This window comes from Larkinella terrae (assembly GCF_009668025.1).
GTDB lineage: Bacteria > Bacteroidota > Bacteroidia > Cytophagales > Spirosomataceae > Larkinella > Larkinella terrae.
On sequence record NZ_WJXZ01000004.1, the window covers coordinates 500,555 to 518,658 of the forward strand.

The 18,104-nt window shown below is 50.3% G+C and carries 19 protein-coding genes; 13 read left to right on the forward strand and 6 right to left on the reverse strand.

The window, feature by feature from the left end; genetic code table 11:
- Window positions 1-165 precede the first annotated feature (165 nt).
- The 6 genes from GJJ30_RS09245 to GJJ30_RS09270 all read right to left on the reverse strand — a co-directional run bounded on the left by GJJ30_RS09245 (window position 166) and on the right by GJJ30_RS09270 (window position 5,770).
- Window positions 166-783, reverse strand: a complete 618-nt coding sequence (locus GJJ30_RS09245) for a DUF6702 family protein (RefSeq protein ID WP_310588219.1) — start codon at window positions 781-783, stop codon at window positions 166-168.
- Window positions 758-2,113, reverse strand: a complete 1,356-nt coding sequence (gene rseP, locus GJJ30_RS09250) for an RIP metalloprotease RseP (protein WP_229313046.1) — start codon at window positions 2,111-2,113, stop codon at window positions 758-760. Before rseP ends, GJJ30_RS09245 begins: the two co-directional genes overlap by 26 nt.
- Window positions 2,114-2,360: 247 nt before the next feature.
- Entirely contained in the window at window positions 2,361-3,533 is a 1,173-nt protein-coding gene (locus tag GJJ30_RS09255; RefSeq protein WP_154174842.1) for a 1-deoxy-D-xylulose-5-phosphate reductoisomerase, read from the reverse strand.
- Complete coding sequence (locus tag GJJ30_RS09260) at window positions 3,526-3,924, reverse strand: HepT-like ribonuclease domain-containing protein (protein WP_170299151.1); 399 nt, start codon at window positions 3,922-3,924, stop codon at window positions 3,526-3,528. The genes GJJ30_RS09255 and GJJ30_RS09260 overlap by 8 nt, the downstream gene beginning before the upstream one ends.
- 28 nt (window positions 3,925-3,952) lie before the next feature.
- A complete protein-coding gene (locus GJJ30_RS09265) occupies window positions 3,953-4,264 on the reverse strand; it encodes a nucleotidyltransferase family protein (protein WP_154174844.1) in 312 nt (103 codons plus the stop codon).
- A gap of 3 nt (window positions 4,265-4,267) precedes the next feature.
- Window positions 4,268-5,770: a GH3 auxin-responsive promoter family protein gene (locus GJJ30_RS09270; RefSeq protein ID WP_154174845.1), complete on the reverse strand. Its 1,503-nt coding sequence runs from the start codon at window positions 5,768-5,770 to the stop codon at window positions 4,268-4,270.
- Window positions 5,771-5,985: 215 nt separating this feature from the next.
- Here GJJ30_RS09270 and GJJ30_RS09275 point away from each other — a divergent pair, with 215 nt between their 5' ends.
- The 13 genes from GJJ30_RS09275 to GJJ30_RS09330 all read left to right on the forward strand — a co-directional run bounded on the left by GJJ30_RS09275 (window position 5,986) and on the right by GJJ30_RS09330 (window position 18,060).
- Entirely contained in the window at window positions 5,986-7,011 is a 1,026-nt protein-coding gene (locus GJJ30_RS09275) for a rod shape-determining protein (RefSeq protein ID WP_038120003.1), read from the forward strand.
- 83 nt (window positions 7,012-7,094) lie between these two features.
- Entirely contained in the window at window positions 7,095-7,934 is an 840-nt protein-coding gene (gene mreC / locus GJJ30_RS09280) for a rod shape-determining protein MreC (protein ID WP_154174846.1), read from the forward strand.
- Between the two features lie 12 nt (window positions 7,935-7,946).
- On the forward strand, window positions 7,947-8,453 hold the full coding sequence (locus tag GJJ30_RS09285) for a hypothetical protein (protein ID WP_154174847.1): 507 nt from the start codon (window positions 7,947-7,949) through the stop codon (window positions 8,451-8,453).
- 97 nt (window positions 8,454-8,550) lie between these two features.
- Window positions 8,551-8,784 (forward strand): DUF433 domain-containing protein, encoded by a 234-nt coding sequence (locus GJJ30_RS09290; RefSeq protein WP_154174848.1) that lies wholly within the window; start codon window positions 8,551-8,553, stop codon window positions 8,782-8,784.
- 82 nt (window positions 8,785-8,866) lie between these two features.
- Window positions 8,867-9,166 (forward strand): DUF5615 family PIN-like protein, encoded by a 300-nt coding sequence (locus GJJ30_RS32660; protein ID WP_369008982.1) that lies wholly within the window; start codon window positions 8,867-8,869, stop codon window positions 9,164-9,166.
- A 24-nt stretch (window positions 9,167-9,190) separates the two neighbouring features.
- Window positions 9,191-10,690, forward strand: coding sequence for a glycerol kinase GlpK (gene glpK / locus GJJ30_RS09295; protein ID WP_154174849.1), 1,500 nt, complete (start codon window positions 9,191-9,193; stop codon window positions 10,688-10,690).
- A gap of 100 nt (window positions 10,691-10,790) precedes the next feature.
- Window positions 10,791-11,600, forward strand: a complete 810-nt coding sequence (locus tag GJJ30_RS09300) for a 3'-5' exonuclease (protein ID WP_154174850.1) — start codon at window positions 10,791-10,793, stop codon at window positions 11,598-11,600.
- A gap of 157 nt (window positions 11,601-11,757) precedes the next feature.
- Window positions 11,758-12,105, forward strand: coding sequence for an NADH-quinone oxidoreductase subunit NuoK (nuoK, locus tag GJJ30_RS09305; protein WP_124878531.1), 348 nt, complete (start codon window positions 11,758-11,760; stop codon window positions 12,103-12,105).
- A gap of 121 nt (window positions 12,106-12,226) precedes the next feature.
- A complete protein-coding gene (gene nuoL / locus GJJ30_RS09310) occupies window positions 12,227-14,164 on the forward strand; it encodes an NADH-quinone oxidoreductase subunit L (protein WP_154174851.1) in 1,938 nt (645 codons plus the stop codon).
- A 58-nt stretch (window positions 14,165-14,222) separates the two neighbouring features.
- The gene (locus GJJ30_RS09315) at window positions 14,223-15,677 is read left to right on the forward strand and encodes a complex I subunit 4 family protein (RefSeq protein WP_154174852.1); all 1,455 of its coding nucleotides are present in this window, start codon (window positions 14,223-14,225) and stop codon (window positions 15,675-15,677) included.
- Window positions 15,678-15,759: 82 nt separating this feature from the next.
- Window positions 15,760-17,151 (forward strand): NADH-quinone oxidoreductase subunit N, encoded by a 1,392-nt coding sequence (locus tag GJJ30_RS09320; RefSeq protein ID WP_154174853.1) that lies wholly within the window; start codon window positions 15,760-15,762, stop codon window positions 17,149-17,151.
- A gap of 109 nt (window positions 17,152-17,260) precedes the next feature.
- Window positions 17,261-17,743, forward strand: a complete 483-nt coding sequence (locus GJJ30_RS09325) for a GtrA family protein (RefSeq protein WP_310588225.1) — start codon at window positions 17,261-17,263, stop codon at window positions 17,741-17,743.
- Between the two features lie 125 nt (window positions 17,744-17,868).
- Window positions 17,869-18,060, forward strand: coding sequence for a hypothetical protein (locus GJJ30_RS09330; RefSeq protein ID WP_154174855.1), 192 nt, complete (start codon window positions 17,869-17,871; stop codon window positions 18,058-18,060).
- Window positions 18,061-18,104: the final 44 nt, after the last annotated feature.

An 18,104-nucleotide genomic window follows, 5' to 3' on the forward strand; every position in this document is an offset into this window, starting at 1 on the left:
CAGGCTTAATATGTACTGAAAACAAAGATTGGTATATAGCACAAGAGATATGCCAAACGTTTGTGGTAAACAAAACAGGCGGAATTGTCTGTATCGATACAAGTAACGAAAAAGGAGATGAAACTCAAAGCGAACGGAAAATCTATGCTTGAATGGCTCCGTGCCTTACCAGTTCAGTACCTGTTGCGGGCTGTTTTTCCGGAACAGTACGGTTTTTTTTTCGGACAAATAAGACACATTGACTAGATTAATCTGATCGTCAAACACTTCCATCATCAGCGATTGCTGCAGCGTACTGCCCTTGACTGGCTCCGTATAGGGGACTTCGATATACATCCAGGTTGCATCCACTTCCTGCTCCTTGCCAATATACCGAAACGGTTTGCGCTGTTTTCCGGGATTCGACAGGCTAAAGTGCTTGCGAAGATACCGTTCGATGAGGGGACCGTTGGCGTCTTTATCGTTGAGCCGCACGAGCTGGTTGTTGTTTTCTTTGGTCAGCGCTTCTTCAAAATCATCCGTAAAGACCCGGAGACTCACTTCGAATGTCTTTTCAGCCGCGTTGTACTGCATCTGCGTAATGCTCGTATGCACCGGATGCGCACCTGTGAAGAACAGGAGTGAGAATAAGCAAAAAATTATTTCGCGGAGGTGAGCGGAGTTTAACAGAGTTAAGCAAAGTTTATTTTTATTAACTATAACTCTGCTTAACTCTGTTAAACTCCGCTCACCTCCGCGAAATAATCCCTTATTAAACTCAAAAAACCGCTTTGAATACATCATTGAAGATTGCAAACGCCATCAATCCCAGCAGAATCACCATGCCAACCCGCTGAGCTCCTTCCAGAAACCGGTCCGACGGTTTGCGTCCTGACACGATTTCGTAGAGCAACAGCGTCGAGTGACCACCGTCGAGCGCCGGAATCGGCAGGGCGTTCATGAAGGCCAGCGCCATTGACAGCAAGCCGGTGACGAACCAGAACCGCTCCCACATCCAGACACCACCAAACAGGTTCTGAGCAATACCGATGGGGCCGCTCAGGGCTTTGGACGCCGAAACATCACCCCGGAAAATTTTGCCAAAACCCTTGATGTTGTCGTAAACTACGCTAAAAGCCTGCTCCGTGCCCTTCGCCAGCGCCTGACCAAATGTATAATCAATGTGCGTTTTTTTCAGCAGCGACTCCGCGCCAAAACCGATCTGCCCTTTGTCGGTAACCGTGGTGTTGAGCGTAATCGGTTGGGGCGAATTCGGACGTTGTACCGTCAACGTAATCGGCTTATTCGCATTGGCTTTTACAACCTCCTGAAATTCGTGGTAGAAGTGAGTCGGTTTGCCGTTGACGGCCGTAATGACATCGCCTTTTTGCAATCCCGATTTTTCGGCGGGCATGCCCGGCACAATTTCGCCAACCCGAAACGGCTGAATGGCTTCAACAAACATTCCGGCGTTTTTCTTATCGGATAATTTATCGATAAAGTCGTTGGGAATGTCGATGGTAACTTCCTCTACTTTGCCGTCGGCACCTTTCCGTTCGACGGTATAAAAGCTATCGGAACCCAGAAAAACCTCTGAACTGCGGATGTCGCTGAAATCCTCGAATTCCTTTCCGTTGATTTTGACGATCTTATCACCGGTTTTCAGGCCAATTCCTTTCGCTAAATCGTAGGCTACGATACCGTATTTCGCGTCGCGGACCGAAGTATAGGTTTCGCCGTTCTGATAGGTAAGTGCCACAAAAATGACAATACCGGTGATGACGTTGATGATAATACCGCCCAACATGACGATTAAACGCTGCCAGGCCGGTTTTGAGCGGAATTCCCAGGGCTGCGGTTCGTGTTGCATCGACTTCGTATCGAGCGATTCGTCGATCATTCCGGAAATTTTGACAAAACCGCCCAGCGGGATCGCCCCCAGACCGTACTCCGTGCCACCCCGTTTGATACTCCATACTTTCGGTGGGAAACCGATAAAATATTGTTCGACCCGCATGCCAAAGGCTTTTGCGGCTAATAAGTGCCCCAGCTCGTGCAACCCCACCAAAATAGACAGACCCAAAATGAGCTGCCCGGCCATGATTGCTATTTCCGCTACTCTTGCTAGTTCCATTCGTCTAAACTGATTGCATCGGCGACCCGACGACTTTTTTTAATTGGTTATGATTTGTTGTGTTGCTGTTTCAACCGCTTGAATATGAATTCGAAAGCCGTCAGACTGACCCAACTGGCCTTCCAAAAACCGTTCCAAAAAACCTGGTTAAACAAAAGGTTCTTGGACGAATTTTTACCTTTTAACGACAGAAGATGGAAAAACTTCCCAATCGTCCTGAAATTATTTATGATTTACCGGGAAACAATTAAACGAAACTTTTAATTCGGGCCGTGGCAATGCGCCGGGTTTCTTCGTCGGTTCGAACATAATCGTCGTAGGTTGGCCGGGCCACGTAGGCCACTTTCTGCATCCCTTCTTCGATGATATCCGAAATCTCCAAAAAGCCAATTTCGTCGTGCAAAAAAGCCTCTACCGCCACTTCATTGGCCGCATTGACGATGCAGGGAACGTTGCCACCCCGGCCGAGCGCGTCGAAAGCGAGTTGCAAGTTACGAAATGTTTCAAGATCAGCCTGTTCGAAAGTGAGGGAAGGAAATTTTGTGAAGTCAAAACGCGGAAAATCGGACGGCAGGCGGTTTGGATACGCCAGCGCACACTGGATCGGCAACCGCATGTCGGGCAAACCCATCTGCGCTTTGATGCTGCCATCCTGAAACTGCACCATCGAATGAATGATACTCTGCGGATGCACGACCACGTCGATCTGCTGGGGTTCCAGCCCGAACAGCCACTTGGCTTCGATCACCTCGAGTCCTTTGTTCATCAGCGTGGCCGAGTCGATGGTGATTTTGGCGCCCATCGTCCAGTTGGGGTGTTTCAGCGCCTGCGCTTTGGTAACGGTTTTCAGAAAATCCCGCGATTTTCCGCGGAACGGCCCGCCCGATGCCGTCAGAATGATTTTTTCGATTGGATTATGAAATTCGCCCGCCAGACACTGAAAAATGGCCGAATGCTCTGAATCGACCGGTAAAATATCCACGCCTTTTTCGCGGGCCAGCTGGGTGATCAGTTCACCCGCCACCACCAGTGTTTCCTTGTTTGCCAGGGCAATGTGTTTTCCGGCTTCGATGGCTTTGATGGTGGGCAGCAAACCGGCATAACCGACCATAGCCGTCAGCACCATGTCAATGCGCTCCATCTGCACCACCGACGACACGGCTTTGGCTCCGGCGTACACCTTGATGCCCAGCGGATCGAGGGCTGAAAACACCTGATCGTAGCGGTTTTCGTTGCAGATCACCACCACATTCGGGCGAACCAGCGCGGCCTGTTCGATCAGTAGTTCGGCGTTGGAGTTCGCCACCAGCACCTCTACTTCAAAGGCATCGGGATGTGCCCGAACCACGTCGATGGCCTGTGTGCCGATGGAGCCCGTCGAGCCCAGAATGGCGATATGGCGTTTTTTGGGGTTAGTCATTTAATTTACTGCGTAAATATTGGATGTGGCGATAATAGACAGAATCGAGTGCGGTTTTTAAAAGCTCTTTATCGAATTCTATTTGGTCAATCATATTAATAAGCACATCTTTTAAATTGGGCAAATAGGTGCTGATTACTTCATAAACCAGATCATAATCAATGCCACGGTAATTATGAGCCAGGAAATTTCTCATTCCGGCAATATTACGCCAGGGAATGTTCGAATAAGCGTTTTTTAAGGCAGGATCAAGATGCTTTGATTCTTCACCAATCACTAAAAGAAGCCCCCAGGAAGCATTATAATTCTGTTGATCATTAGCCCACACAAAATCTTCAACACTTAAAAAAGGATTGCTGTAAAGAAAAATCTTTTCAATGCACTCAAGCATTGTACACACATAGGCAAGATTTCTACTGTTATACATAGATAACATCCTTTTGCATGGTGTACATTGTAAACGGATTTATGTATCGTTGATCGATTAAATCCAATTTGCGACGGAGCTTTCTTCTTAATATGCGTTGCAGACGTTCTTTATCGTTCAAAACAAGCGAGTGCCCATCCATTAATTTATATACAAGATCGATGTCACTTTTCTCGGTTTGTTCGCTTCGGGCAAAACTGCCATAGAGCCCAATTTGCTCAATGCCAAATTCTGAGCGTAATCGATCGCGATTTCCTTCCAGCGTTTGTAAAATAAACTGTTTATCAATAACCGGTCTTTCCATTTTTCAAACCGTTTGCACAATTTGTACCAAGCCTTCCCCAATCACCCGATCATTCGATAAGCGGGGCACTTTGTTCTGGCCGCCCAGTTTGCCCTGCGCTTTCATGTAGTTGCGGAAGGTGTCGCGGGGCAAAACCGTCAGCTTCAGGGGGCGCAGGATGCTGCCCGAAATCAGGTCGTCGTAATAGACATTCAGTTTGGTCAGGCGCTGGTCGATGTCGCGGGCGAAGGCATCCGGGTCGTTCGGGGGTGTCGCAAATTCGATGAACCACTCGTGATACGGCAATCCTTCGGCGGGCGAGACCATTGGTGCAACGGTAAACTCGACAACCTCCGTTTCCGGGTGTTGCTCCATTGCATATTGCAAGGCTTTTTCCACTTCCTCGCCAATGACGTGCTCGCCGAACGCCGAGATAAAATGCTTGATGCGGCCCGTTACCAGCAACCGATACGGATCGTTCGAGACAAATTTGACGGTATCGCCCAGCGAATAGCCCCACAAACCGGCATTGTTGTGGATCACTACCGCGTAATTCTTGCCCAACTCAACCTGCTCGATGGTCAGTCGGCGCGGATTCTTGGAAAAATAATCTTCCGCCGGAATGAATTCGAAGAAAATACCGCTGTTCAGCATCATCAACAGCCCTTCCTCGGTTTGCGTATCCTGGTACGCGATGAAGCCCTCCGAAGCCGGGTAGGTTTCGATGCTGTCGATTTTCCTGCCGATGGATTCGTACAATTTCGCCCGGTACGGTTCAAAGTTGACACCGCCGTAGACAAACAGCGAAAAGTCGGGAAATACATCCTTGATTTTCTTTCCCGTCCGCGCCTGAATCCGGTCGAAATACATCTGCACCCAGGGCGGAATACCCGAGATCAGCGACATGGGCTGCGTCAGCGTTTCGTCGATGATTTTTTCCAGTTTGGTTTCCCAGTCCTCGATCGTGTTGGTTTCGTACGACGGCAACTGGTTGGTGCGCAGGTAGGCCGGAACGTGGTGATTCGAAATGCCCGAAAGCCGCCCGATGTTAATGCCATTCTTGACGACCAGCTCCGGACTGCCCGACAGAAAAATCAGTTTCTTGTCCAGAAAATCCGCCTTACCGGTTTCGTAAATGTAGTTCAGCAGCGCGTCGCGGGCCGAGTTGATGTGGTTGGGAATTGACTCTTTCGTAATCGGAATGTATTTCGTGCCGGACGTCGTGCCGGAGGTTTTGGCAAAATAAACCGGTTTTCCTTTCCACAACACATCCGACTCTCCGCTCAGAATCCGCTCGATATAAGGCTTGAGATCTTCGTAATCGCGAACGGGGACGGCCTGCCGAAATTCGGGGTATGAATTGATGTCCTTAAACCGGTGATCGCGGCCAAAGGCGGTATTTTTTGCCCCATCGAGGAGGTTCCGGAACCACCGTTGCTGCGTCTCGCCCGGCCGGTGCATCCACTCCTGTTGCCGCTGTACGACAAATTTCGCCAGTGGCTTGCTCAAAACTGATCGGATTCCCATACAATGCAAAGGTAACAGTTTTACGTGAATGAATCTCGGTGGAATCAGAATCCGACCGGTTCGGCATCCGCTCGACGGTTTTCGGTTTTTATTAACGATCCATCATGTATAAAAAATAATAAAAATGCAATTATATAGCGATAGTTGTCTCGAATTATCTATATTTTTGCACCTCCAAAAACAGGGGCTACACCGTGCTTGCACGATTATAACGAATGGCACTATTTAACTTTCTCTCCAGCGATATTGCGATTGACCTTGGCACCGCCAATACGCTGATTATTCACAAAGACCGGATTGTGGTGGACGAACCTTCGATCATCGCGATGGACAAAATCAATGGAAAAGTCCTGGCGATTGGTCACAAGGCGATGCAGATGCATGAAAAAACGAACGAAAATATCAAGACAATCCGCCCGCTGAAAGACGGTGTGATCGCCGATTTTACGGCCGCCGAGCTGATGATTCGCGGGTTGATCAAGATGATTGATACGGGTAACCGGCTATTTTCCCCTTCACACCGCATGGTGATCTGTATTCCGTCGGGGATCACGGAAGTGGAAAAACGGGCCGTTAAGGACTCCGCCGAACACGCCGGAGCCAAAGAAGTCTACATGGTGCACGAACCGATTGCGGCCGCCATCGGGATAGGCATCGATATTACCCAGCCGAACGGCACGATGATTGTAGATATCGGAGGAGGGACCACCGAAATTGCGGTTATTGCCCTTTCGGGAATTGTCTGCGAACAGTCGATCCGGATTGCCGGGGACGTTTTCACGCGCGACATCGTCGATTACATGCGCCGGGAACACAACCTGCTGATCGGCGAACGTTCGGCGGAGCAGATTAAAATGGAAGTGGGTTCGGCCCTGCCCGAACTCGACAGCCCGCCCGCCGATTACGAAATCCGGGGCCGGGATTTGATGACCGGTATTCCGAAAGAAATCAAGGTAACCTATAGCGAAATCGCTTACGCGCTCGATAAATCGATTTCGAAGATTGAAGAAGCCGTGATGAAGGCGCTGGAAATTTCACCCCCGGAACTCTCGGCCGATATTTATACGAACGGGATTCACCTGACGGGCGGTGGCGCATTGCTGCACGGTCTCGACAAACGGATTGGCGCGAAAACCAAACTGCCGATCCATGTCGCCGACGATCCGCTGAAAGCCGTTGTGAAAGGCACCGGCGAGGTGATCAAAAACCTCGACATGTATAAATCCGTCTTAATCAGTTAAAAATTAAGAATTAAGAGTTAAGAGTTAAGAGTCAGATGCGTCAGCTTACTCTTAACTCTTAACTCTTAACTTTTAACTCCTGTATGTTTGAGTTATTCCAGTTCATCATCAAAAGCCGGAACTTCATCTTGTTTGTTCTGCTCGAGGTGCTGAGCTTTTATTTTATTATCAATACCAATAACTACTGGAGCATTCGGTATTTCAATACTTCGAATTTTTATGCGGCCAAGATTCTGGACTGGTCGAACAAAGCCCGCGAATACGCCCGGCTGCGGCAGGTCAACACCGATCTGGCCGAAGAAAACCGGCGGCTCAATGCGCTCGTTACCCAGCTTCAACAGCAAAAACCGCAGGTGCCAACCAGCTACCAGACCGACTCGATTTTTGCGACCCGGTTTCAGTATAAAGTGGCGCGGGTGATCAACAACACGACGACACACCCTAACAATTATATTACGCTCGACAAAGGCACCGTCGATGGCATTCGGCCCGGCATGGGCGTCATTTCGCCAACCGGCGTGGTGGGCAAGGTCAAGATTTGTTCCGAACACATTTCGATCGTTACGTCCATTCTGCATTCCGATTACATGGTTTCGTCGCGACTGGTGAAAGCCGGGGTAATCGGCACGGCGAAATGGGACGGCATCGACCCCACCCGCATGAAGATGCTCGACGTTTCGCGCAATACGAAAATGTACCGGGGCGATTCGGTCGTGACCTCGGAATACAATTCGATCTTTCCGTCCGGTATCCTGGTCGGCCGGGTCATTCGCGTCGGCGAGATGGCGAACCAGACGTTTCATGACGTAACGCTGGCCGTCGGAACCGATTTCAACAACCTTTCTTTCGTTTACGTGGTTGAGAATAAATTGCAGGGCGAGCAGGAAAAACTGGAACAAACTACCGCACCGGAACGAAAATAAAGCCACCCGCCCATGACGTTACGCGAAATACTGAACATCGTTTTCCTGTTTGTGCTGTATCTGTCGTTGCAGATCCTGATTGTCCGGAATCTGGTGCTGTTCGACGTCGCGTTTTGTTTCATGTACGTGGCCTGTATTTTGTTACTGCCTGCCGAAATGAGCCTGTCGGCTACCTTGCTGACGGCTTTTGTGGTCGGGATCATCGTCGATACGTTTTACAACACGCTCGGCATGCACGCAGCTGCTACGGTTTTGATGGCGTATGTGCGGCCGATGGTGGTGCGGTTTCAGGCGGCCCGTGGCGGTTTCGATGGCCGGATTATCTTCTCAATTCACGAAATGGGTTCGCTCAATTTCTTCAATTACGTCGTGATTCTGACGTTCGTTCACCACTTCACACTCTTTCTGATCGAAGCCAATAACATTTTCCTTTTTTTACCGGCTTTGGTCAAAATAGTCGCCAGCACGCTCTTCACCTCCGTCACGATCATGCTGGTCCAGTATTTTTCGCGGAATTGATCAGAACCGGTTTTAGCTCCTAATCTTTTTGTTATTTTTGAAAATGCCAGAATTACAAGCATAAATATGTTGGTAATTCTGGCATACTAGATATCACATGAATTATCGCGAAAGAATAGTTGCTGATCATCAGATTATGCTGGGAAAACCGGTAATCAAGGGAACGCGAATTACCGTGGAAATCATCTTGCGGAAAATGTCAGAAGGGGCAACCATTTCTGATTTGGTCAGAATGTACCCACATTTGCAGGAAGCTGATGTATTAGCCGCATTAATGTATGCCTCTGATTTAATGGCAAATGAAGAAATGATTGATTTGTCGGCTGCATGATTATTGCTGATGAAAATATCGACCATTCTATTATTGCGTCCTTACGTTCAGCAGGAATTGAAATTATGAATCCAATCGCGGCATTCGGGACGCAGACGTAATTGAATCATCCCGTAATCCGCCCCGAATTATTTTAACGGAAGACAAAGACTTTGGCGAGTGGGTTTTTTCACATCAGGTAAATGATATAAGCGTCATTTTTTTGCGGTATCATTTTAAAGATACGCAGGAGATAACCAATACTTTAGTCGCATCCACTTTTACCATTTGGCGTTTAACATTAATAACCGCTTTGTCCACCTTCATCAAATCGGATTCACTACAGTCCTATTCAATAGCGATAAATTCCTATATTACGGCCTTTTTATACGATATTCCATAAAAATCAGCCGAAGTATAACCCCTTATGCCCACCTACATAGCCGCCATCGACCAGGGCACCACCAGCACGCGCTGCATCGTTTTCGACCGTCAGGGAACGATTGTTTCCATCGGACAAAAAGAACATTCGCAGATTTACCCCCAACCCGGCTGGGTTGAACACGATCCGGAGGAAATCTGGCGCAATACGCAGGAAGTGATCGCCCGGGCGCGCATCAACGCCAAACTGCAGGCCAGCGACATTGCCGCCGTCGGCATCACCAACCAGCGCGAAACTACCGTGGTCTGGAACCGGAAAACCGGCAAACCGTATTACAACGCCCTCGTCTGGCAGGACACCCGCACCGGCGATCTTGTCGCGAAATACGCCGAAGAAGGCGGACAGGACCGGTTTCGGGCGGCCACCGGTTTACCGCTGGCAACGTATTTCAGCAGCCTGAAAATCAAATGGGTACTCGACAATGTGCCGGGCGTACGCGAAGATGCTGAACGCGGTTTGGCACTGTTTGGCAACATGGATACCTTCCTGATCTGGCACCTGACGGGCGGAACCTACAACGGCCTGCACATTACCGACGTGACCAACGCCAGCCGGACTCAGTTGATGAACCTGGAATCGCTGGAGTGGGACGACGCGCTGCTGGAAGCCTTTGATATTCCACGGGCGATGTTACCACAAATCCGGTCCAGCAGTGAGGTGTACGGTACCGTGAGCTCGGAGGTACTGCCGGGTGTTCCCATCGCCGGGATTCTTGGCGACCAGCAGGCGGCTTTGGTCGGGCAAACGTGCTTTGAACCGGGGCAAGCGAAAAATACCTACGGAACCGGTTGTTTTCTGCTCATGAATACCGGCACCGAACTCCGTCATTCGACCTGCGGTTTGTTGACAACGGTGGCCTACCGGTTTGATAATCAGCCCGTTCATTATGCGCTGGAAGGCAGCGTGGCCATTGCCGGAGCCCTGGTGCAGTGGCTGCGGGATAACCTCGGCCTGATTTCGACCAGCGCGGAAGTCGATACGCTGGCGCGAACCGTGGCCGACAATGGCGGGGCGTATTTTGTTCCGGCGTTTTCCGGTTTGTATGCGCCCTACTGGAAAGCCGATGCGCGCGGAGTCATTGCCGGTTTGACGCGATTTGTTACCAAAGGTCATCTGGCGCGGGCGGTTTTGGAAGCCACGGCCTACCAGACGCTGGACGTTGTTCAGGCAATGGAAAAAGATGCGGACATTGAACTCAGTTCGCTGCGCGTCGATGGCGGCATGACGATCAATGAGTTGCTGATGCAGTTTCAGGCTGACATGCTGGGTGTGCCGGTTATTCGTCCGAAAATGACCGAAACCACGGCCCTGGGGGCGGCCTATGCCGCCGGTCTGGCGGTAGGCTACTGGAGCAGTTTTGACGACCTGCGGCAGAACTGGGGCGTTGACCGGACGTTTGAGCCCAACCTGCCGGAAGCCGACCAGCAGCGGCTTTATCACGGCTGGCAAAAAGCCGTTGAACGGTCGTTTGGCTGGGAAAATTAGGGTGTCTTCCTGTAGTCACTGAATTAATTCGGTGACTACAGGAGGGCGAAAACCATACTCCTGCGTATTTTTGCAGTCGTACACACGTACGTACCCGCTTATGACGCATACGCTTATTCTTAAAAAACCACTGGCGTTCTTCGATCTGGAAACCACGGGCATCGAACCGATGAAGGACCGAATCGTTGAAATCAGCATTGCCAAGGCGCTTCCCAACGGCGAAGTGGTGATTAAAACCCAACGGATAAATCCCACAGTTCCGATTCCGATTGAAACCAGTCTGATTCACGGAATCTATGACGAAGACGTAAAAGACGAACCTACGTTTAAGTCGGTTGCGCGGACGCTGGCCCAGTTTCTGGACGGCTGCGATTTGTCAGGTTACAACTGCAACCGCTTCGATATTCCCCTGCTGGTCGAAGAATTTTTGCGGGCCAACGTCGATTTTGACCTCAAAAACCGCCGACTCATCGACGTGCAGCGCATTTTTCACCTGATGGAGCCGCGGACGTTGAAAGCCGCCTATAAATTCTACTGCGGCAAAGACCTGATCAACGCCCACAGCGCCGAAGCCGATACACTCGCCACTTTTGAAGTGCTGGAATCAATGCTCGTACGCTACGACGGCGCCATTGCCAGCGACGACAAAGGCAACGAAATCATCATTGGCAACGACGTGGATATTCTCAACAAGCTGATGATGAACAACAACGTCGATTTGCGGGGCCATATGGTGTACAATAAAGATGGAAAAGAAGTGGTGAATTTCGGCAAACACAAAGGCGCGCTGGTGGTCGATGTGCTTCAGAAAGAGCCGTCTTTTTACGACTGGATTCTGAAAAGCGAATTTCCGCTCGATACGAAACGGAAACTGACGGAGATCAAACTGCGGATGTTCAACAAACGGTGATATGCCGGAAAACCGCATCTTCCGGATAAGCCGTGATTCCAAATGCCCAAACCGTTTGAGTAAGCGGGAATATTACTTAACTTTGCCCGGTCTTTTCCGACGTTCCGAAAAGTGCCGGACCAGATCTTAACCACCAGTATATAGACCTCAGAGCCGTATGCAGCCAAGCCAAGTGCCGATTCAAGTTCCCGAAGTCATCCAACTGATCGACTTGAAATATTACCTCATCATCAGCACGGCGCTGTTTGTTATCGGAATCATCGGTGTACTGACCCGGCGGAACGCCATCATCATTTTCATGTCGATTGAGCTGATGCTCAATTCCGTCAATCTGATGCTGATTGCTTTCTCATCCTACCGGGCCGATCCTACCGGCCAGGTTTTTGTCTTTTTCATCATGGCCGTTGCCGCAGCCGAAGTCGCCGTTGGCCTGGCGATTATTGTGATGATTTACCGAAATACCCGTTCCATTGACGTCGGGTTGCTTAATAAACTCAAATGGTAAGTTTAAAGATGAACAATTAACAATGAACAATGAAGGTTAGCGAAGACTGGATTATTCATTACCGCGCGGGCGGCCCCGTAATTGTTCATTATTCATTTTTTACAACGCTATAGCTCTAAAAATGCAGACGGATTTACTGATATTATTGATTCCGCTGTTGCCTTTAATCGGATTCATTATTAACGGGATTGGTTTTCGGAAAGTACCCACCGGACTGGTCGGAATCATTGCTACGCTGGGGCCGCTGGCCGCTTTTGGCTGTGTGCTGCTCCTGTTCAGCGGTTTTAGTACCATTTCGGAATTAGGCAATTCTTCCCCGGTTCGAATGGTTTTGTTCGACTGGATTACGGTCGGCCACTTCAACATTCCCTTTTCGTTCCAGATCGACCAGCTGTCGCTGATTATGCTGCTGATTGTAACCGGTGTCGGATCGCTGATTCACATCTATTCCATCGGCTACATGAAGCACGACGACGGCTACGGCAAATTCATGGCGTTCCTGAACCTGTTTTTGTTTTTCATGCTCCTGCTGGTCATGGGCTCGAACTACGTCATCATGTTCATTGGCTGGGAAGGCGTGGGGCTTTGTTCGTACCTGCTGATCGGTTTCTGGAATAAGAATACGAACTACAACAACGCAGCCCGGAAGGCTTTCGTCATGAACCGCATCGGGGACCTCGGTTTTCTGCTCGGTATTTTCATGATCATGGGCGCGTTTGGCTCCGTCGAATACCACGAAGTGTTCGAACAGGCCTCCGGTTTTCCGATCGGCGACCCCACGGTTGTCGCCATTACGATGCTGCTGTTCGTGGGTGCGATGGGAAAATCGGCGCAGATTCCGCTATATACCTGGCTTCCCGACGCAATGGCCGGCCCGACCCCGGTTTCGGCCCTGATCCACGCAGCGACGATGGTGACCGCCGGAATTTACATGGTCGTTCGCTCGAACGTTCTCTACACCCTGTCGCCGATTACGCTCGAAATCATCGGCGGAATTGCCATCGCCACGGCCTTGCTGGCCGCTTCGATTGGCCTGGTTCAAAACGATATCAAGAAAGTGCTGGCGTATTCGACGGTCAGTCAGCTCGGTTATATGTTCCTGGGATTGAGCGTAATGGGCTACACCTCCGGCATGTTCCACGTCATGACCCACGCGTTCTTCAAAGCGCTGCTGTTCCTCGGCGCCGGTAGCGTGATCCACGCGATGGCCGATGAGCAGGACATCCGGAAAATGGGCGGTTTACGCAAATACCTGCCCATTACGTACTGGACGTTCCTGATTGCCACCATTGCCATTTCTGGTATTCCGCCCTTTGCCGGTTTCTTCTCGAAAGACGAAATTCTGATGCACGTCTACGAGCACAACAAACTCCTCTGGGTGCTGGGCGTAATTGGCTCGGCGATGACCTCTTTCTACATGTTCCGGCTGCTGTTCCTGACCTTCTTCGGGCGGTTCCGGGGTACGGAGCACACGCGGGAACACCTGCACGAATCACCGGCCACCATGACGGTTCCGTTGCTGGTCCTGGCGGTTTTGTCGGTCATTGGCGGTTTCTTCAACGTGCCCGAAGCTCTGGGCGGCAGCGCGAATCTGGCCGAATTTCTGGACCCCATTTTTGAACTTTCCCGCAAAGTAAGCCCGCATTCGTTTGACGAAACCCTGCTGACGCACAGCGAGGAATTTATGCTGATGGGCATTTCATCGGGCGTTGCCATTGTGGCGATGATCGTTGCGTATGTCATGTACATCCAGCGCGTTAACTTGCCGGAAGCGGATACGGTGGAACGACCGGTGGTGGAGAAAGTCCTGTACAACAAATATTACATCGACGAACTGTACGAAAACATCATTGTCAAACCAACCCGCGGGTTGTCCGATGCATTCTACAGTTTCGGCGAATTCATCATCGATGGCGTCGTGAACGGAACGGGCTGGGCGGTCAAACAAACGTCGGGGCAGTTGCGCCGGCTGCAGACCGGTTCGATCGGCTTTTACGTTTTCGCGATGGTCGCCAGCATTGCCGTCATCCTGTGGTTACGGTTTTTTATCCGGTTTTAGTTTCTGGTCAATTGGCGACAGTTCAACAGTCACCCATCACTTTATCATAAAGTTGTAGATGCTTACACTTTCTATTCTGCTCTTCCCGATTCTGGCGGCTCTGCTGGTGCTGGCTGTTGGGGGGAAACAGGCCAAACAACTCGCTTTCGTCGGCGCACTGGTCGAACTGGCGTTATCAGGCTATGCTTTTCTGAACTTCGTTCCCGACGCAACCTCCCAATTCAGCTTCGATTATCCGTGGATTTTTGCGGGCAGTATTCGCTTCAGTGCCGGGATCGACGGCGTCAGTCTGCTGCTGGTTGTGCTGACCGGCCTGTTGACTCCGCTCATTATTCTCTCGGCTTTCCGCCATAATTACGAACGCCCGGCGGTTTTTTATTCGCTGATTCTGTTCATGCAAGCTGCCCTGATGGGCGTTTTCACCGCGCGGGATGCCTTTCTTTTCTACCTGTATTTCGAAGCCGCGCTGATTCCGATCTATTTTCTGGCCGCTTCCTGGGGGGGCGAAAACCGCATTGCCGTTACATTCAAGTTCTTCGCTTACACGATTTTCGGGAGTTTGTTCATGCTGGTGGCATTGGTCTATCTCTATTTCCAGACCTCGCCCGCAACCGGTATTCATTCGTCGGCCATCACCGATCTGTATAACCTGAAACTCAGCGCAACGGAACAGACCTGGATTTTCTGGGCCTTTTTCATTGCCTTTGCCATCAAAATGCCGGTTTTCCCCTTCCATACCTGGCAACCCGACACCTACGTGGAATCGCCGACTCCGGCGACCATGTTGCTGGCCGGAATTATGCTGAAAATGGGGGTTTACGGCGTTATTCGCCTACTGCTGCCCATCGTTCCCGAAGGCGTTGGGATGTGGGGCACCACTGCCATTGTGCTTTCGGTCATCGGTATTGTGTACGGCGCGCTCATCGCCATTCGCCAGCGCGACATCAAGCGACTGATTGCGTATTCGTCATTCTCGCACGTTGGCCTGATGGCGGCCGGGGTTTTTTCGCAAACGTCGTACGGTATTCAGGGCGCGCTGGTGCAGATGCTGGCCCACGGCATCAACGTCGTCGGAATGTTTTTCGTGGCCGACATTATTGCGTCCCGCACCAACACCCGGCTGCTCGACCAGATGGGCGGTATTACCCGCTACACGCCGAAGCTGACGGTTTTTTTCATGATTCTGCTGCTCGGAAGCGTGGCACTGCCGCTGACCAACGGTTTTGTCGGCGAGTTTTTACTGCTGGCGGGCGTGTTCGAATACAACAACGTACTGGGTGGCGTGGCCGGTCTGACGATTATTTTCGGAGCGGTTTACATGCTGCGGTTATTCCAGAAAGCGATGTTTGGCAAAACCACCGATTTGACGACCGGTTTTAACGACGTTTCCGGAACCGAAAGCTGGGTGTTTATTCCGCTTTGTTTCATGGTTTTCTGGATTGGACTTGTACCCAACTCATTTTTGAAACTGACCGAACCGGCAGTTACGAACCTATTACAGTTTATAAAATAGTTTGAAGTTTAGGGTTTAGCGTTTATCAATTCCATATAAGTAGACGTCAGCCTTAAATCGGATACCTCAAACGACACAAAATATGCTTTCGATTGTACTCCTGTCTGTCTTTGGAATCGTGCTCCTGTATTTGGGCTTTCTGAAGTCCCGGGCGGTTCTGTTACCGGCTACGTTATTGTTCATCCTGCTTGCGCTGGGAGCCGGTTTTCTGGAGTGGAATAAATCATATCTTTATTTCGGTGACATGCTGCTGATCAGCAACGTCGCCATTTTATTCACGAGCATCGTACTGGTTTCGGCCTTTATGGTGGTGTCGCTTTCCGGCGATTTTCTGGACGACGAAGCCGCGCAACCGGCTGAATATTATGCCATTCTGTTGTTTTCGATCGTGGGAGCCATCATGATGATTTCCTACGAAAACCTGATTATGCTTTTTGTCGGCGTCGAAATTCTGTCGGTTTCTATGTACATCCTGACCGGTAGCGACAAGCGGAATCTGCGTTCCAACGAAGCCGCTCTGAAATACTTCCTGATGGGCGCTTTTGCCACGGGCATCATGTTGTTTGGCATGGCGTTGCTGTACGGTGCCGCCGGTTCGTTCACACTGACCGACATTAAAGGATACATTGCCCTGTCGCACGGTCGTCCGTCGCTGTTGCTTTATCTGGGCGTTTTGATGGTGTTGATCGGAATGCTGTTCAAAGTATCGGCGGCTCCGTTCCACTTCTGGACGCCCGACGTTTACGAAGGCGCACCGACCTTGTTTACGGCTTTTATGTCGACGGTGGTCAAAACCGCCGGTTTTGCGGCCCTGCTGCAATTGCTGTCGGTTGCGTTCAGCGCCATTTACGGTTTCTGGTGGATTACGCTGGCGGTGATTACGGGCCTGACGTTGCTGGTTGGCAACCTGACGGCGGCCTATCAGGACAGTTTTAAACGAATGATGGCCTATTCGAGCATTTCCCACGCCGGATATTTGCTGGTCGGTCTGGCCGCACTGGGGCAACAGTCGAAACAGGCACTGGTTTTTTATTCGCTGGCTTACTCCGTGGCTACGATTGCTGCGTTCGGGATTCTGCTGGTGGTGTCCAAACAACGCACCGCCGACGGCCGGCCCGACGACACCTACACGGCTTTTAACGGATTATCCCGGCAGAATCCGTTACTTGCGTTCATTCTTGCCGTCTCAATGTTGTCACTGGCCGGTATTCCGCTGACGGCCGGATTCTGGGGCAAATTCATGATCTTCTCGGCGGCTGTCGACAAGGGCATGGTCTGGATTCTGGTGCTGGCGGTTTTGATGTCGGCCGTTGGTATCTATTATTACTTCCGGGTGGTCATTGCCATGTATTTCCGGGAAGGTTCATCCACCCAAATTCAGGTAGCGCCGTTTTACCGGTTTGTATTGATCGCGGCAACTGTGCTCACCATTGTTCTTGGACTGATTCCGGGTTTATTTCAGAATTTGATTTAGTAATTAGGGAACCGTTGCCTCATAAACATCTCACTGATAAGGGTGTAACAGGAGCAGTTCTTTACCTTTGAATTCTCAGGCAACCCAAATCCCGCACCAGGTGATCAGTGTGAATAGCAGCGAACCTAAAACTATAGAAGTAAAAAAGAAAAGCTTTTTTACCTTCTTTTTAACTGCGCTTTTAGGAGCAACGGTCAATTTCATTTCGCAGATTTTTTATCGAAAGGCGTTCAATTTTGACACCAGTGTGCTGCTGGGTTACCTGACGGCTACCGTTGTCAGCTTCATTCCGACCAAGAACTACGCCTTCTCGGCCAAAGAAACGGGAAATACCGGCCGCGAAGCGGTTAAGTTTCTGGTGATTGCCCTGATTGCGTGGGGTGTGCAGGTCGGGACGGCGGTCGCGACGCTGGAATGGGTGGCCAACCCCTATTTCCCGTCCGTATCCTTATTCTGGCGCGAAAAAACGTCGCACGTCGTCGGGATGGGCTTTAGTTTTCTGGCGAATTATTTTGGCCATAAACTGCTGACCTTTCGCAGCACCGGCATGTACGACAAATTCACGGGCCGATCCGGCCGTGGTACTGAATAAATACCATACGCAATGTGATATTTAAAAGCCTTTACTATATTTTATTCGTTGAAAGGCAGGATGTTATTGTATTTTTTGATTTTATGTTAAATTTGCGGCTCAAACCTTAAACGCCCCGAGACGAAATGAAAAAAGTATTAGCACTTCTGTTCGTTGGTAGCATGTTAACTTTTGCTGCCTGCCAAAGCAAACCTAAAACAGAAGAAACGACTTCAACAGACAGCACGGCTACGATGACGTCTGACAGCAGCACTATGTCAACCGACAGCGCAACGGCTGCTCCGGCTGATAGCGCAGCTGCCGACACGACGAAGTAATCAGAACATCTGAAACGAACTGACGGAAAAAGCCTTATCTTTAT

What these genes read in the sequence shown, in the direction of transcription:
- GJJ30_RS09245 (WP_310588219.1), bottom strand. Translation starts at nt 783, where the DNA reads ATGATGTATTCAAAGCGGTTTTTTGAGTTTAATAAGGGATTATTTCGC.
- rseP (WP_229313046.1), bottom strand. Translation starts at nt 2,113, where the DNA reads ATGGAACTAGCAAGAGTAGCGGAAATAGCAATCATGGCCGGGCAGCTC.
- GJJ30_RS09255 (WP_154174842.1), bottom strand. Translation starts at nt 3,533, where the DNA reads ATGACTAACCCCAAAAAACGCCATATCGCCATTCTGGGCTCGACGGGC.
- GJJ30_RS09260 (WP_170299151.1), bottom strand. Translation starts at nt 3,924, where the DNA reads ATGCTTGAGTGCATTGAAAAGATTTTTCTTTACAGCAATCCTTTTTTA.
- GJJ30_RS09265 (WP_154174844.1), bottom strand. Translation starts at nt 4,264, where the DNA reads ATGGAAAGACCGGTTATTGATAAACAGTTTATTTTACAAACGCTGGAA.
- GJJ30_RS09270 (WP_154174845.1), bottom strand. Translation starts at nt 5,770, where the DNA reads ATGGGAATCCGATCAGTTTTGAGCAAGCCACTGGCGAAATTTGTCGTA.
- GJJ30_RS09275 (WP_038120003.1), top strand. Translation starts at nt 5,986, where the DNA reads ATGGCACTATTTAACTTTCTCTCCAGCGATATTGCGATTGACCTTGGC.
- mreC (WP_154174846.1), top strand. Translation starts at nt 7,095, where the DNA reads ATGTTTGAGTTATTCCAGTTCATCATCAAAAGCCGGAACTTCATCTTG.
- GJJ30_RS09285 (WP_154174847.1), top strand. Translation starts at nt 7,947, where the DNA reads ATGACGTTACGCGAAATACTGAACATCGTTTTCCTGTTTGTGCTGTAT.
- GJJ30_RS09290 (WP_154174848.1), top strand. Translation starts at nt 8,551, where the DNA reads ATGAATTATCGCGAAAGAATAGTTGCTGATCATCAGATTATGCTGGGA.
- glpK (WP_154174849.1), top strand. Translation starts at nt 9,191, where the DNA reads ATGCCCACCTACATAGCCGCCATCGACCAGGGCACCACCAGCACGCGC.
- GJJ30_RS09300 (WP_154174850.1), top strand. Translation starts at nt 10,791, where the DNA reads ATGACGCATACGCTTATTCTTAAAAAACCACTGGCGTTCTTCGATCTG.
- nuoK (WP_124878531.1), top strand. Translation starts at nt 11,758, where the DNA reads ATGCAGCCAAGCCAAGTGCCGATTCAAGTTCCCGAAGTCATCCAACTG.
- nuoL (WP_154174851.1), top strand. Translation starts at nt 12,227, where the DNA reads ATGCAGACGGATTTACTGATATTATTGATTCCGCTGTTGCCTTTAATC.
- GJJ30_RS09315 (WP_154174852.1), top strand. Translation starts at nt 14,223, where the DNA reads ATGCTTACACTTTCTATTCTGCTCTTCCCGATTCTGGCGGCTCTGCTG.
- GJJ30_RS09320 (WP_154174853.1), top strand. Translation starts at nt 15,760, where the DNA reads ATGCTTTCGATTGTACTCCTGTCTGTCTTTGGAATCGTGCTCCTGTAT.
- GJJ30_RS09330 (WP_154174855.1), top strand. Translation starts at nt 17,869, where the DNA reads ATGAAAAAAGTATTAGCACTTCTGTTCGTTGGTAGCATGTTAACTTTT.